Origin of the sequence: Paenibacillus sp. HWE-109 (assembly GCF_022163125.1) — a bacterium.
Lineage (GTDB): Bacteria > Bacillota > Bacilli > Paenibacillales > NBRC-103111 > Paenibacillus_E.
Genome location: NZ_CP091881.1, coordinates 2,902,696 through 2,922,493 on the forward strand (window position 1 = coordinate 2,902,696; position 19,798 = coordinate 2,922,493).

Below are 19,798 nucleotides of genomic sequence, written 5' to 3' on the forward strand. Positions count from 1 at the left end.
AAAAAGGCAGAGACTTTCTTGCTCTCAGCTTTTCTCACCGCCGTCAATCCAATTGGAGGCTAAACATGAAGAAAACGTTATTTAATCGGTTGCTGCTATCTTATATGCCGATTTTTATTATCGTGGTCACGTTTACATTTTTCGTGTTTTTTCAGATGCTGAGCGAGCAAAGCCGCAAAGAGGCGCTTAACGCCAACAAAATGCTGTCCTTACAGGCGATGCGTCTCATTGACACCTCCCTGAAAGCGATTGACAACATGGTGATGATTGAAACAATTAACAATAAGGAATTAAGCGATTTCTTCAATAATGAAGCGAAAGACAACATGTACGTCAACATCAGCGCGGTAAAAAAATGCTGGATATGATCTCCTCGTATCCCATGATCGATTCGATCTATTTGGTGCGCTTCGAAGACAATTTTGTGCTTAGCAATGCAACAAGCGATCAAATTAGTAACTATAGGGATGAGCCGTTTATTAAAAAGGCCATGGACCCGCTCGTGTCCAAGCAATGGTCGGGCGTAAGAAACTTCGAGCAATTCACGGTGAAAGGCAGCAAATCTGTTGTCAGTCTTGTGCGGGGTGCGCCATTCATTACCGGTGAAAAAGGGTTGATCGTCATCAATGTGGCGACCGATTCTTTGCAGAACAGCATCACTGACCTGTACGATGCGAAGACAAGTTATATCGGAATTCGGGACGCCGTGGGTCATGCGTTGTTTAGCGGCTCGAGCACGAATGAGCAGACAAAGATTTTCTCCAATTATGTCTCGAGCTATACCGGTTGGTCGTACCAAAGCGGACTTGTCAAGGGCAAAGTGTTCCATGTCATTTCTTCGCTGTACAACGTCTGGTTTATTATCGGAATTGCGATGATTGTGGTCGGATTAGCCTGGATGCTTTATGTGACCAGACGCAATTCAAGGCCGCTGGAACAGATCGCGGCTCGTATCCGCGATTACCGTCTTCCGTTGTCCAAGGAGGGGGGAGATGAGTTTTCGTTCATCGAATCGGCTTTGTCCAATATTATTGAGCAATCGAATCAATATCAGCAAAAGCATGAAGAAGACAGACATCTGCGGATGAGGTACTTATTCCACCAGCTCATCGAAGGCGACACGGGGTTAACCCATGACGAATGGAAGAAAGAAGCCAGCATTCTCCAGCTTCCGTACGCTTTTGACAGTCAAGCGGTGCTAGTGATCGAAATCGATAAATATGGCGATTTCTGCTGCCAATACACGCGCAGAGACCAGAATCTTCTTAAATTCGCGCTGCGCTGCGTCATTCAGGAGATGGCTCCGAAGTATGAGATCGTACTTTGGGCAGAGTGGACCTCGGCATTTCAGCTCAGCGTCATGGTGTTCATCGCTAGCGAGGATGAAGGCAAATCTTCCGTGATCCTCGAGCTTTTTGAGAACGTTCGTTTGTGGTCGCAGGATAACTTGAAGTTTACGATAACGGTTGGCATTGGTGAGCAGGTCACAGAACTTTCTAGCGTAGCCCATTCGTACAAAGAGGCGCTTAGGGCGCTTAAATACAAAATTGTGCTAGGAGAGAACCGGCTCATTACAAGCGAACACATCACTAACCAGGGTCAAGTTGAGGTATTCTCGCATTTGAATGCAATCCGATCCATCATCCAGTCGTTTCGACTTCTAGAAGACGAATGGAGGACGAAGTACGACGAACTCTTTAGTGAAATGAAACTGGGTTTGTTGACGAAAGATGAAATTACGAATTTGATGAATTATTTAATTTATTATTTGGGACGCGAAATGGCGGGTATGACGAAGGAATTTCAAGAGATCTGGACCACGGATGGTCTGCCGAAGCTCAGTAAAGTCATCGATGAATCCCATTCCCTCGAACAAATGCGGGAAGAGTCATCGACCTTGCTGAATAGCCTGTTCACGGGTATGCAGGAAGCGCAGGACAGACGTCTACATGGAGCTACGATACGCGACATGCGGAAATTCATCGAAGAAGAGTATGCGAATCCGAATATGTCGCTCGAATATTTGAGTTCGACTTTCAATATTAATAGCAAGTATGTAAGCAAACTGTTCAAGGAAGAAACCGGACAGAAATTCGTCGACTTCCTGATTGATATCCGCCTGCAGGCTGCACAGCGCCTCCTTAAGGAAACGCAAGCGACTATACAGGAGATCGCTGAAAAGGTCGGTTATACAAGCGCGATCTCATTCAGCCGTGTGTTTAAGAAAGTGATTGGCAGCTCCCCCAGCGAATTCCGCGAAGAAGCGGCGCGCAGGCAGCAGGGGTGAATTGGGTTTGATTCCAAGCGGCAGGGGAAACAGGTATTGGAAAGAATAAGTGATGAGGGAGTGTGTGTTCGTTGGAAAAGAAGCTGAAATTTCGTGAGGATGGAACATTCGTCATCGTGCAGTTTTCCGATGTGGAGTTTATTGACGCTGAGGATCGGGATCCCGAGACGCCACTCCTCGATTCGATAACGAAGGCGACGATGGAACGGATCATCGCCATTGAGCAGCCGGATCTTGTTGTGTTTGCAGGTGACGTGACGGCAAGCGAGAGATGCAAAGACCCGCTTCAATCGTTCCGCAGCGCGGTCGCTGTAGCAGAAGAAAACCGCGTGCCATGGGCGGCGGTGTTTGGCAATCATGACTCGGAAGGAAACTTGCCGCGAAATCGCATGCACGAAGAGCAGCTGCTTCAAGCATATTGCGTTGCCAAAGCGGATCCTCCGGGGTTGAGCGGAGCGGGTAATTATGTGCTGACGGTTGACGATCCGACAGGAAATGCGGCAGCTTCGTTGTTTTTCCTCGATAGCGGTGATTACTCGCAGATTAGTGCCATAGGCGGGTACGACTGGATTCGCCGCGATCAAATCGAGTGGTATGCAGCCGAATCTCGGCAATTGGCCGAGCGGAATGGCGGGATGCCTTTGCCTGCTCTGGCATTTTTCCATATCCCGCTGCCGGAATACGATGAAGTGTGGAGAACGAAAGTGTGCGAGGGCCATTGCAACGACTGGATCAGCTCACCGCGAGTAAACTCCGGCATGTTCGCTGCAATGGCGGAAATGGGCGACGTCATGGGCACGTTTGTCGGTCATGATCACGCAAACGATTATAGCGGGACGCTGCATGGCATCCGTCTTAGCTACGGACGGTCAACGCGTTATGTTAGCTACGAAGAAGGTGTGCGCAAGGACAAGTTTCCGACTGGCGCAAGAGTCATTCGCTTAACAGCGGGTGAGCGGCAGTTCGAAACATGGATCCGCCAGCGCGATGGTCTCGTTGCAGAATTGCCGGTGCACGAGCCGGACGCTCATTAGGACAGGCGCGGTGCCGGGACTGTGGCTGACGAGGGGGAAGAAACGGAGAAAGCCGCAAGGTTCATAATTGGACCTTGCGGCTTTTTGTCTTTTCGATACAACATTCAATGAATTTCGCGAAGAAGCCGCTTGCGGTAAGAGCCGGTGAATTTGGTTCGGCGGTAGAAAATGGTTTGCAAAGAGTTTTTTCAGCATATGCGAAAACGGTTAAGCCCACGATTCTTGTTTCTTGCGGCTATTGGTTGACGCAGTCTAATATGGAGATGTGATTGAGCCGTCAGTTCAGACGAAAGGAGAAGGAGCATATGTCAAACATCCACAAGGAATTGGGAGCGCCAGTTCCTTCTGGGCATAACAAGCCCTATCAAGCGGCTTCGGCCGCCAGCAAATCATCCTTACAATTAATTAGGAAAAAGATGAAGCGTCACTGGCAGTTGTATCTGGTTATAGTACTACCGATGCTGTATTTAGTTATTTTCAAATATATCCCTATGGCAGGTGTCGTCATTGCGTTCAAGGACTACAACGTCATCAAAGGCATTTGGGGCAGCCCTTGGGTAGGTTTGGAATATTTTAAACAGTTTTTCGAATCGCCGAATTTCTGGCTGTATATGAAGAACACGCTTGGCATCAGTGTGTATGGTTTGCTTGTTGGATTTCCAGCTCCAATCCTGTTAGCCTTGGCATTGAATGAGATACGCAACGGCTTCTTCAAAAGCAGCGTGCAAATGATTACTTACGCACCTTACTTTATATCAACCGTTATCATGGTTTCTATTCTTATCGTAACCTTGTCACCTAACGTTGGAATTATTAGCAAGTTTATGCACATGCTTGGCGTAGAAAACACGAATTTCATGGGCATTCCAAGCTTGTTCAAATCGATTTATGTCTGGTCGGATGTATGGCAATATACAGGTTACGGGGCTATTATTTACATAGCTGCCTTGGCAGGGGTTAACCCTGAACTGTATGAATCGGCCAAAGTAGATGGTGCGTCCCGGTTGCAGAAAATTGTCAATATTGATATTCCGAGTCTTATCCCGGTGTCTATCATTCTGCTCATATTGAATATGGGAAACATCATGAAGATAGGCTTCGAGAAGGTCTATCTGATGCAAAATCCCCTAAATGTCAGCACGTCAGAGGTCATTTCGACCTATGTCTATAAGGTAGGCCTGCTCAGCTCCAACTTCAGCTTTTCTGCTTCCATTGGGTTATTCAACTCCGTAATCAACCTGATGCTTCTCGTGGGTGTCAACTACTTGGCCAAGAAGTTATCCAATTCGAGTTTGTGGTAGGGAGGTTCATCTATGTTTAAGGCGTCAAAGATACGGGAATCGCAAGGCGACCGATTGTTTTTAGTCGGTATCTACATTTTTTTGAGCTTAGTGTTGATAATCGTCCTGTTTCCACTCATTTTTATCATCTCTTCATCGTTCAGCTCGCCGCAAGCCGTCGTATCTGGCAAAGTGTGGCTGTTTCCAGTAGACGTTACGCTCGAAGGCTATAAAGCGGTGTTCCGCAATCCGCAAATCGTCTCTGGGTACTTGAATTCGCTTTTTTACGCGGTAGTTGGTACAGCTGTTAACGTCGTTTTGACCGTTATGCTTGCCTATCCGATCGCTAGAAAAACGTTCTTCGGCCGAAATGCCATCATGGTGCTTCTGGTCATTACGATGATGTTCGACGGTGGGCTTATCCCTTTCTATCTCGTTGTGAAAAGCCTGCACATCCTCGACACGCGTTGGGCGATGATTCTACCGGGAGCGATGGCGGTGTTTCAAGTGATTATCGCTCGCACTTTTTTCCAGACTTCGATTCCCGACGAGATCGCGGAGGCAGCTGAACTCGATGGCTGCAGCGATCTACGATTCATTACGAGCGTCGTCATTCCTCTCTCTAAGCCGATTCTGGCTGTACTAACGCTGATGTATGCGGTCGGCCATTGGAACGCTTACTTTGATGCTTTGATTTTCCTGAAATCGCCGGATTTGTTCCCGCTCCAGATCGTGCTGCGCAACATACTTATTCTGAACACAATAGATCCGACCATGGTTTCCAAAGTGGATCAGATGTTGGCTCAGCAAGGTTTGAAGGACTTGCTCAAGTATTCACTAATCGTTGTTGCGAGCGCACCCGTCCTGATCATTTATCCATTCGTGCAAAAGTATTTTGTGAAGGGCGTCATGATCGGTTCATTGAAAGGATAACGTTTGGGAGGTACCTCATGCTCAACCCTAAAGGAGGTGGTGCAGCAGCGGTGCAGCTTAGATCAGCTAGGATTAATTTCTAACGTATAAATGACATGTTTTGATAAAATGGGAGGCGTCGACAAGATGAAAAAGTGGAAAAAATCGTACACAGGCACATTGGGAGCTGCCCTCTGTTTCTCGCTCGTTTTGAGCGCATGCAGCACGGATTCGAGTAAACCTGCAGAAAACACACCTTCAGGCAGCGCACCGGTAGCAAGCGACGTATTTTCACCTGTTGGGCAATTTCCGATTGTCACCAAGCCTATGACGATCAAAATGTTTGCACCGCAGCTTGCCGTACTCGAGAATATGGAGACCAATTCTTTTACGAAATACCTCCAGGACAAGACCAATATTCAAATTAAATGGGATCTCGTACCAGATAAAGCACTTAACGACCGCAAACAGCTAATGCTGGCAAGCGGCGATTATCCCGAAGTGATTTTGCAAGGGAGCTTAACCAAAGAAGAGCAGATGAAGTACGGCAAACAAGGCGTGTTTATTCCTCTGAACGATTTGATTGATAAGTATATGCCTAACTTCAAGAAAGCCATGGCTGAACTGCCTTACTTGAAAAGTTCGATCACGACGCCAGATGGCAACATTTATGCACTTCCGCAAGTAAACGAGTGCTATCACTGCAACTATGCCCAGAAAATGTGGATTAACCAGTCTTGGTTGGATAAGCTTGGGCTGAAAATGCCAACAACGACAGACGAGTTTTACGAAGTGCTGAAAGCTTTTAAAGAAAGAGATCCGAACGGCAACGGTAAAAAAGACGAAATTCCGCTTACCGGCTCCGATGATATGTGGGCAGGGAACGTCGCATCCTTCTTGATGAATGCATTCATCGTCGACGACCAAGTGGACAAAGACAGCGGGACTTTCCTCCAGTTAAAAGACGGCAAGGTGGCGCTAGCAGCCAACAAAGCAGAATGGAAGCAGGGATTGCTGTACCTGAACAAGCTCTATAAGGAAGGTCTGATCGATCCGGCGTCTTTCACACAAAACTCCGATGCGATTCAGCAGCTAGGCAACCGCCAGGACGCAAACGTGATGGGTAGTATCACCACTGCTCTGATCAGTTACGCGCATTCCCCTGATGAGAAGCACCCGCGCCACAAAGAGTATGTCACCGTACCTCCGCTCAAAGGACCGAACGGCGTGCAGCAAGCCGGATATTTTGCAGGAGTGGGCAACTCGCAAATGGCTATTACGAACAAAGCGACAAAAGAACAGCAAATTGCTGCGATCCGCATGGCCGACTACTTGTACACGGAAGAAGCGATTGTGCTTGAAGAACGCGGTCTGGAAGGCAAAGGATGGCGCAAAGCGAAGGACGGTGAACTGGATATGAACGGCAAGCAAGCGAAATATGCGATTATTCCTGATGTTGAAACCAAAACGACATATAACGACCGTTGGGATCAGCTCGGCCCGTCACTCCGCACGTACCAATATCGCGATTCTTGGGCAGCTCTGCAAAATCCGCTGGCCGAAGGCGCATACGAGGTGCGTCTGAAGCGCGAATCGGCCAAATATGAACCATTCCAATCGAAGCAGAATTATCCATCCAACGTGTTCATCGCATTAGAAGACGCACAAGTTGCGGCTCAACTGAAAACGTCAATCCGCGATTACGTCAAGTCCAACATGGCGCAGTTTATAACGGGAAGCAAAGACATCGAGAAAGAGTGGGATAGCTATGTCAAAGGGTTCGATGGCCTGCAGCTCGGCAAATATATTGAAATCTATCAAAAGGCAGTTGCCAAATAGTCAATGGGACAAGAAAGGTCGGATCATATGGATCTTATTGAAAAGTTAACCCCCACAACCCGACAGCTTGCATTTCAAAGTTGGGAATTCGGATTGTTCGTTCATTTTGGACTGCGTACCTTTTATGAAGGATACGTCGATTTTGATGAAAGGCGCATGCATCCGGATGCTTTCAACCCTGAGCTTTTGGATTGCGAACAATGGATCCGAACGGCCAAAGAAGCGGGAATGAACTATGCCGTATTAACGGCAAAGCACCATGACGGTTTTTCCAATTGGCCTTCCCGTTACAGTCAATTTAGTGTGGCCGCTTCTCCGTGGAAGGAAGGGAAAGGGGATGTCATTCGCGAATTTGTGGATGCTTGCCGTAAATATGATGTGAAACCAGGCTTGTACTATTCTCCATTTGATGGTTCAGCCGATTTTTACACACAGGATGCGAAAGCTTACGACGATTATTTCGTCAATCAAATTACCGAACTGCTAACGCAGTATGGAGAGATTGACATCCTATGGTTTGACGGTTGCGGCTCTGAAGGGCATTCGTATGATTGGAACCGGATTATCGGTGAAATTCGCCGCATGCAGCCTCATATCTTAATTTTTAACATGGGAGATCCAGATTTTCGGTGGGTTGGAAACGAGGACGGGATTGCGCCTGTTCCCTGCTGGAATGTGGTTGATTCGACGGAGTTTTCGATTTTGACTGAGAAGAAGGAGCAGCTGGGTGATCGACTGTGGCTGCCTGCGGAGTGTGACGTCCAGATGCGGGGGAATTGGTTTTATAGCGATAGCGATGAACATACCCTGAAAAGTGTGGAAGAACTTATGGGCATTTATTATCATTCCGTTGGCAGGGGTGCAAATTTGCTCCTCAATATCGGGCCGGATCGCAACGGCTTGCTTCCGGAGAAAGACACGGAGCGGCTTCTGGAATTCGGTTCAGAAATTCGCAGGCATTGGGGCAGCCCATTCGCCACACTTGCGCAATGTGAAAGAAGAGGGAATGCCTGGGTATATGAGACTGAGGTGCCCCAGTTGCTTGACCAAATTGTCATCCAAGAGGATCTGACTGCCGGCGAACATGTAAGAAGTTTCAAGATTAGCATCGTTACCCAAAAGACGAGACGCTCTGTGACCATTTATGAGGGACAGCATATCGGACATAAGGCAATTATTCGTGTCCCGACTATTCGAATTCGGGGCATAATCGTTGAAATCACGGAAAGTGATCAAGAGGCGGTACTGCAGGGACTAAGCTTCCATCATGTTGGTGACAGGAGCTAGTCTGCCCGGTAAGACGAACAGCAGCTTGCAAAGGGCGAATACAGAGCATGGCGGGATAACCGCCGTTGCTCTGTATTTTTTTATGCCATCGAATCCACTTAGAAACCACACTGTATGATAAAACCGTCTGCGCGGTGAAACAGATCGGAGCACATAAGGCAGCGAAGATGCCACATGCGGCCAAGTAATTGTTTCCAATCTGAACACATCTTGCTCTGCGGGATTGGCAGTCGCGCCTCTGCGTCTACGAGGAATCGCGATCAAAGATGATCATGGGAATATGATAGGTGGACTGGTTTGCGACTATTCTTGAAGGGCAGCTAATGAACGGTAGGATGCTTATAGACAAGAAAATGGCCACTTTGGAGATTTAATGAACGGAGTTGGCGCTACCGAGCAAATTTTAGGCGGAAAGGTGTTCATTTTCTTGAAATAGAGCCTCTGGGATTCATTAGATTTTCAGAATGAGCGAGTTTGGCTGAATAAAGGGCATTCAGTTCGTTAAGGGGCTTGGTTTTCCTCAAGGTCTGTTGGAGCTTACGCCAGTCTCCAGGCTTGGGATGTAAGCCAACTCAGCACGATGGAGTGGTTCGAGGCTGTGCGATGTGAACGTACTTATTTGTTTGAATGGCTGCAGGTTGGAGGTTTAAACAAGCTATTTGGCAGAATGAGATTCTCTAGCTTTGCAATCGCGCGGAGATAAGGGAACATGAATCCGGATACTAGCAATATTGTCAGGATAGCGAGTTTGAGGGAACTACAGGGCGCTATCATTCTGAAAACCGCGATATTCCATGCCAGAGGGAACTACGATCCGCTATGTCACCATTTCCCAGTTGGAATCAGCAGTTTCTACTTAAATAGCGGATCTCAGTTCCCTTTCACGCTACATTTACCCAAGTTCCCGCCATATAGGGGATCATAGTTCCTTTTCATACAATACTCTCTGTCATTGCAAAGCCCAAAGGGAACCAGGATCCGCTAGTATGTTGAAAACCGTTATGAAATGCTCATCTCTTAGGGAGGCAAATCCGCTTATCTTAGTAATAAGCTTCAAGATTAATAGATGAGCTGTAACTAGCAGTTGCACTTAGAATTTAAGGTTTTAACTGGTCTCGAATGCTTCAGGTACAGGTTTTCTATGAAAAGCTTTAATATCTTGAAGCGGAGGGAGCCCGAAGAGCCGACGGTACTCCCGGTTGAATTGAGCAGGACTCTCGTACCCGACTTCCAGTGCAGCGGCCGTTGCGTTCGCAGAGCCGTTCAGCATTAGGCGTCTCGCTTCCTGGAGACGAAGCTGCTTCTGATATTGCAGGGGAGCCATCGTCGTGACAGCTTTGAATTTATGATGAAGTCCTGAGACACTCATTTTGGACGATCTCGCCACCTCTTCAATTGTAAAGGTTCTGTTGTAATTCTCCTTTATCCATTCAATGGCTCTACTGATCCCCTCGTTTTGCTGGTCCATGAAGACCCGTTGGACAAACAAGTGCCCGTTATCTCCTGTAAGCAAGCGGAAAATCATCTCGCGCTTGATCAGCGAAGACAGAAAGCGGACTTCCGTTTCGGACTTGCCTCGCAGCTCCAACAGTCGGATGAATAAGAGCTGCAAGTGCTCATCGGATCTGCCTACGTAGGCTGCGGGACCCAACTTTCGATCGAGCGGCTTCACGCTGATACCGGCATCTATCATGACAGCAGCAATTTCATCCATCTTTATATCGATGCGCAAGCCGATATGCGGCGATTGCCATGTAGCGCCGATGACTTGACCGGAGGCTGGTATATCGATCAACGAAACCAAAAAGTCGCCCGCACCATAATAGATCGTGTCCTGACCGAGATGGAGCTTCTTGACCCCTTGTAGAATCAGGCAAAAGGAGGGGGTGAGAACGCCTGGAATGATCGCCGTCGGCCGGTTGCGTCGGACCAGGGAAAAAAAGGGTACGGATGTCTCCGTACGACCCTCCGCAAGATCAAAGGAATCCACGATAGTCAACAATTGATCCAATTTCGTCTGCACGGGAACGTACCTCCATTTCTATTTTTTCACTCCTATTATACGGGTTTCCCCTAATAGTGCCAACCTGTTTATCGAAGTGGCAAGAATTCCACTTTGCATTATTGAGCAATTTTTTAGCAGAAACGAGCTATTTCTCGATGCCGATTCGCGTCATAATAAGCGTTATAACATGAAAGGGAGGATACCCTCTTGAATGATCATTCGAAACGAATCATTTTGACGATGATCGTCGCCTGTCAGCTGATGATGGTGCTCGACGGTTCCGTCTTAGTTACCGCATTACCCGAAATCGGCCGCACGCTCCATCTGTCGACGGCCGCTTTGACTTGGGTGCAGAACGCTTATATTTTGGCTTTTGGAGGATTCCTGTTGTTAGGAGCTCGAGCGGGAGACATCCTAGGAAGGAGAAAAACATTCAGTGCGGGGATCGCTTTGTTCTCGCTTGCCTCAATACTGGCCGGCTTGGCGCCTTCATCTTCGCTACTGCTCGCGGCTCGCGCTTTGCAAGGACTGGCGGCAGCGATGGCGACGCCATCGGCGCTAGCCTTGTTGTCGGTTAGCTTCTCGGAAGCCCGGGAACGGTCAAAAGCAATCGCCGTTTACAGTGCCGTATCGGGAGCCGGCGGCAGCGTCGGTCTAATCATCGGCGGATTGTTGACGGATGTGATTTCTTGGCGCGCCGGAATGTTCCTCAACGTTCCGATCGGCGTTGCTCTACTCTTTATGGTGCCCCGATATATGCGGGAGACGGAGACGAAAGCTGGCCGTCTGGATATTTGGGGAGCCATAACGTCAGTAATCGGCATGACAGCGCTGGCCTTCGGCTTCGTTCAAGCCGCGTCTGTCGGCTGGAAAGTACCGGACGTCTGGGGAGCGATTGCTATCGGAGGTGCCTCGCTAGCGGCTTTCATCTGGGTCGAAGCACGAGCGAAAGAACCGATTACGCCTCTTCGCTTGTTCGCCAGCCGAACGCGATCCGGAGCCTACTTAGGTAGGCTGTTGCTCTTGTGTGGAAATTATCCGATCTTTTTCTTCGTTCCACAATTTCTGCAGAACGTCCTTCATTTCGATTCTTTGGAGGCGGGACTCGCGATTATGCCGTTCACGGCCGTTCAGTTCGCGATGATGTATGCCATGCCTTCGCTAGTAGCCCGATTCGGGAACGCTAAAGTGCTGATCGCCGGATTGGTAATCGCGATCACCGGGACAAGCTGGCTGAGCTTCATTTCCGCCGATTCGAGCTTTTTTCTTCATTTATTTTTCCCGTTGATCGTCATGGGGTGCGGTGCAGGGATGATCTTCCAGCCATTCACGACGCTGGGGTTGTCCGGCGTGAAAGACAAGGATGCAGGAGCGGCGTCGGGGCTCGTCAACGTCGCTCATCAGACCGGTGCATCGCTCGGGCTCGCGGTTCTTATTGCCGTTTTCGAGGCGGCGAACCGGTCGGCTAGTCCTTCGGGTACATCTTTTGCGCATGCAATCTCCGTCTCGCTCGTGGGTTCGGCCGTTTTCCTGACGGCTTCTCTCCTGGCGGTCTTGATTTTGCTGCTGCCGGCCGACAAGGCGCAGCGAACCGTCGCGGCTGAAACACAGAATGCGTCCTGAAGAGTGAATGCTGCACATGGAATATAAGGGACAATTTGGATATAATAGATATAACCATTGGGTACCAGGAATTGTTCACTGTTTAATAGATCCAGAGAGTTCGCATAATTAAGAAGAGTGAATTTCCAGAGAACCCCATCAAGGTACGATACAATCGAGTAACATATCAACCTAGGAGGAGGCATATTGATGCAAACACACTCACAATCGGGCAAGACTGTTCAGCATAATGTTCCTACTTCCTCCGCCTCCGGTTTATTGAATACGCATGAAAACGTATCAGCAGGACGCTTGTCTGGTGCTGCCCTTCAGCGTGCAACGCAGCACCCACAAGCGATGAGCTCGGCACAGATCATGCATCTGCAGCGCACAATCGGCAATCACTCGGTCGCCGAGCTGTTTAAACAGAATTCGGCTGCGACCAAGCCTGACGAGAAGCCTGCAGAGCCGCTTGGGGCTTCCGGAACAATTCAAGCAGCGCCTACGGCCACTAAAGCCGATATTCAGCGCAAGGTGTATATTAAAAAGACGCTATTCGGCGGCTACAGAAACAAAACCAAATCCGGCCGCGGCAGCGAAGGCGCGGGCGAGCGGAACGTGAAAACGATGATGGGGGATGACAAGTCACGTTATTTTAACAGCAAGGATGAGATGTCACAATATGCTGCAAATACGACTGAGAAAATCGGCTACGTCGAGAAGACGAATACATGGATTCGTATTCCGGATGAGTTGACGGTTATCGGGGAAAAGCATACGGCCACCACACTGCATGATGTTGTCAAGGCTGTGGGAACTGATAAGTTCATGTATGAAGGATATACAGAACATCCTGCTGAAGCTGCTGACAATCCAGAACTAAAAGCAACCATGCGTCAGAGTGATGCAATCGGCGATGCGAAGTTTGGTGGCGTCGGATCCAACCCTGGGGCTAAATCGCACTATGCTGAAAGCTTTTATCCCAAAATCATCAGAGGCTTGCAAGGTATTAAAGTCAGATATGATTATCAGATTATAGGGTCGGAAGCGGAGAAAAAATTATTGAGGATCGCCATCCGATTTGCCGCAAGTGCGGATGAAGATTCGGGCCTCTATCGGGCGTACACCGCCCAGGAAGATTTGTGGAATAATACAGCAACTAGCCTTGAAGGCGATACTATGTCAGCCGCACCTTTGACTGAGGCGATGCAGACTGCTGGCAGCAGCGCGCTGTTTACTACGTTCGTGCAGGAATTGACGAGTTATGCCACGGCGAAGATTCAGCAGGAGCAAGCGCGTGCATCTGCAGCCGACAAAAAGGCATTTGCCGATAATTGGCATGTTGCCAAGGTGGATTATGACGTGGAGGGGTCAGAAATCATGAAGGCGGAGAAAGCCCGTGATTTCTCCATGTTCCAGCATATTAAGAAAGCTAAGAGTGATGGTTATCTATTGTACGGACTCGGTGATCTGCATCTGCAGCGGATAAAAAAACTGCTGGATGCCGAAGGCATCAAGTCGGAGAATATGAACACATTCATCAACAATCAGGCGGCTAATCACCCGCAGACCTGATTGCTTCCGATGTGGATGCCAGAACAGCGGCAGGTCCAAGACGAGAAAGCCTCGTCTTGGACCTGCCGCTGTTTTTTTGCAAGCTAACGTGTATTGGTATTTAAACGCTTAAAGAGCGCGTTCTGGTTGCTTTACTTGATTCGTTTGATTCAACAAGCCTAATTTCTGTCTTTTATGATAATAAACATAGGAACCTGCGATCATAATATAACCAGGCAGAAAACTAAATCCAGTCGAAACGCGGTCCACAGCGATGGTTGAATACGTCGCACCGGCTAAATCAAAGAGCAAACCGGCATATGCCCATTCCTTGATTCGTGGAAAGCCGGGGATAAGGATTGCTATGACCCCTAATATCTTGGCGATTCCAAGAAAGGGAAGAAGGTAATCAGGATAACCCAAGTGTTCGAAAATTTTAACCGCATCAGTTGCTTTTATCGTATCAGTAACCGCACCCACGCCCATAAATAACACAACTAGCACAGTTAAAATCCAGTAAGGAATTATAATTTTTTTCATTGCATTTCATCCTCCTTAAGTTATATCAACCATTTTTTTCAGTGCCTTTTGATTATACTTTCCTGCAGGATTACTGCTTAACACTCTTCACTTCCTTCTGTTGTAATTCCTGCGATATAAGCATGATTGTGTCTAATCTCTTCTGAGTTGAATATACCTTTATAGGTATATTCCTGTCAAGGAATATTTAGTTTGGAATGCGAAAGCTCAAGCCGATCCAGGCATGGGCTTTTTTCTGCTAGCCGTAACGAAGGTGCCCAACTTACAGGCATTTCTCTTTACTATCGCATAAGGTGTAAGGATGAAAGGAGTGGCTGAATAGATGAAAATCACAATCGCAGCAGTTGGGGATTTGTTGATGAAAAAGCAGATGATTGCCTCGGCCGCAAGGGAAGGCGGATTCGCGCCCATTTTCTCAAAAGTGAAACCCTATTTGCGGAAATCCGATTTAACGATAGGTAATCTGGAGACGACCTTCTCCGGCAAAAATTTCCGCGAAGAGCCCGGAAAACTTTTGTTCAACTCCCCGGACAATTTCGCTGCTGCGCTCCGGAACTTGGGTTTCAATGTATTAGGAACAGCCAATAACCATTGTATGGATGGGAAACTATCCGGTTTGAGGCGGACATTAAACGTCCTCGATCGACAAGGTTTACGACATACGGGCACGTATCGCTCCGCCCAGGAAGCCCACCGGAAACTGATTGTTAACGTAAAGGGAATAAAAATCGGAATATTGGCTTATACGAAAGGAACGAACGGCATCCCAGTCCCGGAGCCGTGGTTAGTCAACCGGCTAAATCCCAAAAAAATAATAGCCGACGTACGCAGCTTGAAGCGTAGAACAGATTTTATCATCGCCTGCCTACATTTCGGGAAAGAATTTCGAACTTATCCCGACCGTAACCAAATCAAGCTCATTCAGGTGTTGTTTAATAACGGGGTGAATGTCGTACTTGGAGCGCATCCCCATGTGCTGCATCCGATAAGAATGTCTAAGGTGAAGGACATCGACGGACTCACTAGAAATCGGGTGGCGGCGTCTTCTCTAGGAAATTTCGTATCTACCGAACTTCCCCGTCATACCGCTAGACTGCGAGGAACCATCTTGATATTAACCGTAACGAAAAATGCAAAAGGGATAACGGATGTGGCGAAAATTTCAAGAGTACCAACCCGCATTTTGCAAAATGTAGGGAAGAAAAACGTTTATCGGGTTGTGCCGGATTAATAGAACGGATATCGACGAAAGCTTGAGAACGCTTCTTATGAATACTGATACTTGGGGTGAAGGCATGGTTTACTGGAATAACAAGTTGGGCAAATACAAGGCGTTATTAACTAATGAGGAACTAACTCGTAATCTGCCACCAACAATACTTGCAACCGAAGCAAATGTGGAAAGGATGTTGGGGAAATATCGAGTCGTCTATCTAAAGCCGAGTAATGGCACCGGAGGCTATGGCATTTTTAAGTTGTCTCGCACGGAGGCCCGGTATCGGTTGGAGAACGGCACGCGGTTCCGTTCATTCACAACCTTTAAGGGAACGTACGTCGCTTTCCAGAAAGCAAAAAGGAAGAAAGCTTACCTGGTGCAGAAGGGCATACCCTTACTCCGCTATCAGGGACTTCCGTTTGATCTGCGTATTATGGTGCAGAGAAACCAGCAGCGTAAGTGGGTGGTAACCGGAATCGTGGGACGAGTAGCCTTGCCTAATAAGGTCGTGACCAACTATCATAGCGGGGGTAGGCCGATGCCAGTGGAAAAGCTGCTTTCGCCTTTTATGACTAAAAAGGAACAGCTCTCCTATGTGGAGTCCCTTAAGACGCTAGGCGTTAGGATCAGCAGACATATGAGTGGAATTTTTCCGAATTTCAAGTCGTATGGGGTGGATATAGGCATTGATAAAGAGATGAAGCCTTGGATCATAGAGGTCAATACACGGCCAGATAAATACATTTTTAATGCCCTTTCCGATAAGCGGATGTTTCGCAAAATCCAGCGTTACGAAAGATTCAAATAATTGCGTGGATGGAAGTAACCCTGCATTTTGTTCTTCTATTTAAACCACCTTATGGTGGTTTAAATAGAAGAAGGAAGGGCACAGGGAATTTGAACAAAAGGTTATTTTACAGTATGTAAAAATACATAGTTAGCTACATCAGACTTCAACCATTCTCAAAGTGTGTGCTAACGGACAGGAAGACAATTCGACACTTTTTCCAATGTTGACCGATTTGGTGTACAATGAATGAAAGAAGCTTTTAAAGGAGGAATTAGGTACATGAATATGAAGCAGATGGAACAGATTCGCACTGGTCAAGGGTTCATCGCAGCGTTAGACCAAAGCGGAGGGAGTACACCGAAGGCGCTCCAGCAATACGGCATCGAGCCGAGCCGCTATTCTGGCGACGAGGAGATGTTTGCGCTGGTGCATGAAATGAGATCGCGCATCATCAAGAGCCCTGCGTTTGACGCGACATACATCCTGGGGTCCATACTGTTCGAGAACACTATGGATCGGAAGATCGATGGGTTGTTTACGAGCGACTACTTGTGGGAGAAGAAAGGTATCGTACCTTTTTTGAAGGTTGACAAGGGGCTGGCAGAATCCGACAGCGGCGTGCAGCTGCTAAAGCCGATTCCGGATCTGGACGACTTGCTCCAGCGGGCGGTCGAGCGCAACATCTTCGGAACTAAGATGCGTTCGGTCATCCACGAGGCGAATCCGGAAGGGATTCGCAAGGTAGTGGAACAGCAGTTCGAGCTCGGCAAGCAAATTTGGTCCGCAGGACTTGTCCCCATCATCGAGCCCGAAGTCGATATTAACAGCCTCGACAAAAGAGAAGCGGAACGGATCTTGAAGGACGAAATCTTCAAGCAATTGTCTGCTTTTGCGCCCGATGTGAGCGTTATGCTGAAGCTCTCGATCCCAACCGAGGACGATTTCTACCGTGATTTGATGGACGAACCACACGTGGCTCGGGTCGTCGCACTGTCCGGCGGGTATGACCGGGAAGAAGCCAACGAACGGCTAGCCCGAAATCACGGCTTGATCGCCAGCTTCTCCCGCGCCTTGGCTGAAGGTTTGTCTGATCAACAGTCGGATGAGCAGTTCAACGAGATACTGAGCCGTTCCATTCGGTCCATATACGAAGCGTCGATCTCCTAATGGAGGCGATAGCGGAGCCCGTGATTGCGAGCGGGCTTTTTTGTGCTAGAGGTGCATTCTTTCGCGGCAGCGCTTTTCGTCGCTTTGATTGTTTTCTGTAAAAGTACCACTAAAAAATGGAGTGTCAGGATATGAAATCTCATGAATCCTTTTTAAGGCAGATTCAGTTGAAGAGACAGAGTGTCTCCTCCTATAATCACTATCCATTTCATCTAGGGGTAATTAAAAGTCTCGATAAACTTGATTTCCACCCCAAGGTAACTTATATAGTTGGTGAAAATGGCATGGGAAAATCAACACTAATGGAATCAATCGCAGTAGCGTGGGGGTTTAACGCTGAGGGTGGGTCTATAAACTTTTCATTTTCGACTCGATCTACTCATTCTAACTTGTATGAATTTATTAAATTGATAAAAGGTCCTCATCGACCCAAAGATGGTTTCTTTTTTAGAGCTGAAAGTTACTACAATCTTGCTACACATATTGATGATCTCGATAGTCAATTTTCTTATGGCCGTCCAATTAAAGATTCTTACGGCGGAAAGTCCTTACATGAGCAGTCACATGGTGAGTCTTTTTTTTCAACATTCATCAATCGTTTTGGAGGCAAAGGATTATATATTTTGGATGAGCCAGAGGCTGCATTGTCCCCGCTCCGTCAAATGGCGATGCTTGCTCGAATTCATGATCTAGTTCAACAAAACTCACAATTTATCATTTCAACGCACTCCCCAATCCTTATGGCATATCCGGACTCGGTTATCTATAATCTAAATCCAGATGGGATTGAAGTCAGGTCTTTGGAGGAAACCGATCATTACATGATTATGAGGCAGTTTCTAAATAACAAAGACAACATGCTCAAGCAGTTATTTGAAAATCATTCAAAAGACGAATGAAAGAACTTCATGTGTGTGAATGGAGTTAAGGGAGCGTCAAGCCGCGTTTAAAGCAGAATGTGTCAGGGTAGCGAGTTTGAGGGAACTACAGTACGCTATAATTCTAAAAACCACTAAATTTCGCTTCAAAGGGAACTATGATCCGCTATGTCACCATTTCCCGGTAGGAATCAGCAGGTTCCGCTTAAATAGCGGATCTCAGTTCCCTTTCTGGCTACGATTACCCCATTTCCCGATAAATAAAGGATCATAGTTCCTTTTCACACGACGCTCTTGTCATTGCAAAGCCCAAAGGAAACTAGGTTCCGCCAAATGAAACCAGTGGTTCATACATACTGTTTGATACCCACGGGGAATGTGCTATACAAGTGTTGCGTCGTAGACTGATAAACATCCGCAGAAATTGCGGATGTTTTATTTTATCCGAACCATTTCTTGTCATTTCTCAAACGGAGGCTGCACCTTAATTTGTTTGCGAAAGCTGAGCGGTGAAATGCCCATCAATAGTTTAAAGGTTCGTCCAAAATGGGAAGTATTATCATAGCCGACCATCCCCGCAATTTCAGTAACATTATACAAGGAGCCAACGAGTAGTTCTCGTGCTTTTTTTATTCGTATGTTGTTGATGTATTCAATGAAAGTGAAACCGGTTGCGTCTTTAAAAGTTCGGCAGAGGTAGGAGGGGCTTATGTCAAATTGCTCTGAAATTTCGCGAAGGGTAAGGGATTCCATATAATTCTGGTTAATATAATTAACGATGTTAAGCACATTTTTGGGAGTTCGATTGGACTCAGCCAATGAAGTGTCATGATTGTTAAATATTTTACGATTAAGATAGAGGAGCAATTCCATCAATAATAGTTGCTGGTATTGTTCATAACCGCGAGCCCGCATCTTCCCCTCATAAATCATCTTCTGAAAAAGATCCTCGATGAAATATTGTTCCTTCCCGGTCATCTTCAATGAGCGACAATCACTTTCGAATAGTTCGAGCAAATCCTCACGCTGTTCACTGGTGCAGTAATCTTGTAGAAATTCTTTCTTGAATAGCAATGTAACTCGTTCATACGTATTGTTGCCTGAGTTAACTAGTCTATGGATTTCGTTGATTCCCATAAACAGCAGCGTTCCGCCCGCAACCTGATAGGTTCTATCGCCAATAAAATAATAAAAATCCCCAGATATTAAATATAAAATCTCATATGCATCATGATAATGCCGTGAAGGCATGCTGGTGTATACCTGTTTCTTACGGCTTATCTCAAGAAGATCAGACTCATAAAATACTGGCTTCATACAACACCTCCTATATGGATTGTAGTCTTAATCGTCAGGTTATAGCAATATATGTATAAAAATGAATACTTACAAGAAGATATGTGCGGT

The 19,798-nt window shown here is 47.1% G+C and carries 17 protein-coding genes; 13 read left to right on the top strand and 4 right to left on the bottom strand.

Annotated elements, in window-relative coordinates; genetic code table 11:
• The first annotated feature begins 65 nt into the window (after positions 1-65).
• The 7 genes from LOZ80_RS11775 (at position 66) to LOZ80_RS11805 (ending at position 8,639) form a co-directional block, all read left to right on the top strand.
• Positions 66-368: a hypothetical protein gene (locus LOZ80_RS11775; RefSeq protein ID WP_238171616.1), complete on the top strand. Its 303-nt coding sequence runs from the start codon at positions 66-68 to the stop codon at positions 366-368.
• Entirely contained in the window at positions 356-2,287 is a 1,932-nt protein-coding gene (locus tag LOZ80_RS11780) for a helix-turn-helix domain-containing protein (protein WP_238171617.1), read from the top strand. Before LOZ80_RS11775 ends, LOZ80_RS11780 begins: the two co-directional genes overlap by 13 nt.
• A 71-nt stretch (positions 2,288-2,358) precedes the next feature.
• Complete coding sequence (locus LOZ80_RS11785) at positions 2,359-3,321, top strand: metallophosphoesterase family protein (protein WP_238171618.1); 963 nt, start codon at positions 2,359-2,361, stop codon at positions 3,319-3,321.
• 416 nt (positions 3,322-3,737) lie between these two features.
• Complete coding sequence (locus LOZ80_RS11790) at positions 3,738-4,622, top strand: ABC transporter permease (RefSeq protein ID WP_238172961.1); 885 nt, start codon at positions 3,738-3,740, stop codon at positions 4,620-4,622.
• Positions 4,623-4,634: 12 nt separating this feature from the next.
• Entirely contained in the window at positions 4,635-5,534 is a 900-nt protein-coding gene (locus LOZ80_RS11795) for a carbohydrate ABC transporter permease (protein ID WP_238171619.1), read from the top strand.
• A 126-nt stretch (positions 5,535-5,660) separates the two neighbouring features.
• On the top strand, positions 5,661-7,352 hold the full coding sequence (locus tag LOZ80_RS11800) for an ABC transporter substrate-binding protein (RefSeq protein WP_238171620.1): 1,692 nt from the start codon (positions 5,661-5,663) through the stop codon (positions 7,350-7,352).
• Between the two features lie 27 nt (positions 7,353-7,379).
• Positions 7,380-8,639: an alpha-L-fucosidase gene (locus LOZ80_RS11805; RefSeq protein WP_238171621.1), complete on the top strand. Its 1,260-nt coding sequence runs from the start codon at positions 7,380-7,382 to the stop codon at positions 8,637-8,639.
• Here the strand turns inward: LOZ80_RS11805 and LOZ80_RS11810 are convergent.
• Together LOZ80_RS11810 and LOZ80_RS11815 are read right to left on the bottom strand one after the other, a co-directional pair.
• Positions 8,607-8,837 (bottom strand): hypothetical protein, encoded by a 231-nt coding sequence (locus LOZ80_RS11810; protein WP_238171622.1) that lies wholly within the window; start codon positions 8,835-8,837, stop codon positions 8,607-8,609. The genes LOZ80_RS11805 and LOZ80_RS11810 overlap by 33 nt on opposite strands.
• A 907-nt stretch (positions 8,838-9,744) precedes the next feature.
• On the bottom strand, positions 9,745-10,662 hold the full coding sequence (locus LOZ80_RS11815) for an AraC family transcriptional regulator (protein WP_238171623.1): 918 nt from the start codon (positions 10,660-10,662) through the stop codon (positions 9,745-9,747).
• Positions 10,663-10,905: 243 nt separating this feature from the next.
• Between LOZ80_RS11815 and LOZ80_RS11820 the strand changes: the two genes are divergently transcribed.
• On the top strand, positions 10,906-12,267 hold the full coding sequence (locus LOZ80_RS11820) for an MFS transporter (RefSeq protein WP_337951033.1): 1,362 nt from the start codon (positions 10,906-10,908) through the stop codon (positions 12,265-12,267).
• A gap of 189 nt (positions 12,268-12,456) precedes the next feature.
• Positions 12,457-13,821, top strand: a complete 1,365-nt coding sequence (locus tag LOZ80_RS11825) for a hypothetical protein (RefSeq protein ID WP_238171624.1) — start codon at positions 12,457-12,459, stop codon at positions 13,819-13,821.
• Positions 13,822-13,929: 108 nt separating this feature from the next.
• Here LOZ80_RS11825 and LOZ80_RS11830 read toward each other — a convergent pair whose 3' ends face one another.
• Positions 13,930-14,340: a DoxX family protein gene (locus LOZ80_RS11830; protein WP_238171625.1), complete on the bottom strand. Its 411-nt coding sequence runs from the start codon at positions 14,338-14,340 to the stop codon at positions 13,930-13,932.
• Between the two features lie 322 nt (positions 14,341-14,662).
• On the opposite strand from LOZ80_RS11830, the gene LOZ80_RS11835 reads away from it, so the two are divergent.
• From LOZ80_RS11835 to LOZ80_RS11850, 4 genes are all read left to right on the top strand, one after another.
• Entirely contained in the window at positions 14,663-15,571 is a 909-nt protein-coding gene (locus LOZ80_RS11835) for a CapA family protein (protein ID WP_238171626.1), read from the top strand.
• Between the two features lie 37 nt (positions 15,572-15,608).
• Positions 15,609-16,364, top strand: coding sequence for a YheC/YheD family protein (locus LOZ80_RS11840; RefSeq protein ID WP_238171627.1), 756 nt, complete (start codon positions 15,609-15,611; stop codon positions 16,362-16,364).
• Between the two features lie 261 nt (positions 16,365-16,625).
• Complete coding sequence (locus tag LOZ80_RS11845; RefSeq protein ID WP_238171628.1) at positions 16,626-17,513, top strand: fructose bisphosphate aldolase; 888 nt, start codon at positions 16,626-16,628, stop codon at positions 17,511-17,513.
• 131 nt (positions 17,514-17,644) lie between these two features.
• Positions 17,645-18,412, top strand: coding sequence for an AAA family ATPase (locus LOZ80_RS11850; RefSeq protein WP_238171629.1), 768 nt, complete (start codon positions 17,645-17,647; stop codon positions 18,410-18,412).
• 438 nt (positions 18,413-18,850) lie between these two features.
• Here the strand turns inward: LOZ80_RS11850 and LOZ80_RS11855 are convergent, their stop codons facing one another.
• Complete coding sequence (locus LOZ80_RS11855; protein WP_238171630.1) at positions 18,851-19,708, bottom strand: AraC family transcriptional regulator; 858 nt, start codon at positions 19,706-19,708, stop codon at positions 18,851-18,853.
• Between the last annotated feature and the right edge of the window lie 90 nt (positions 19,709-19,798).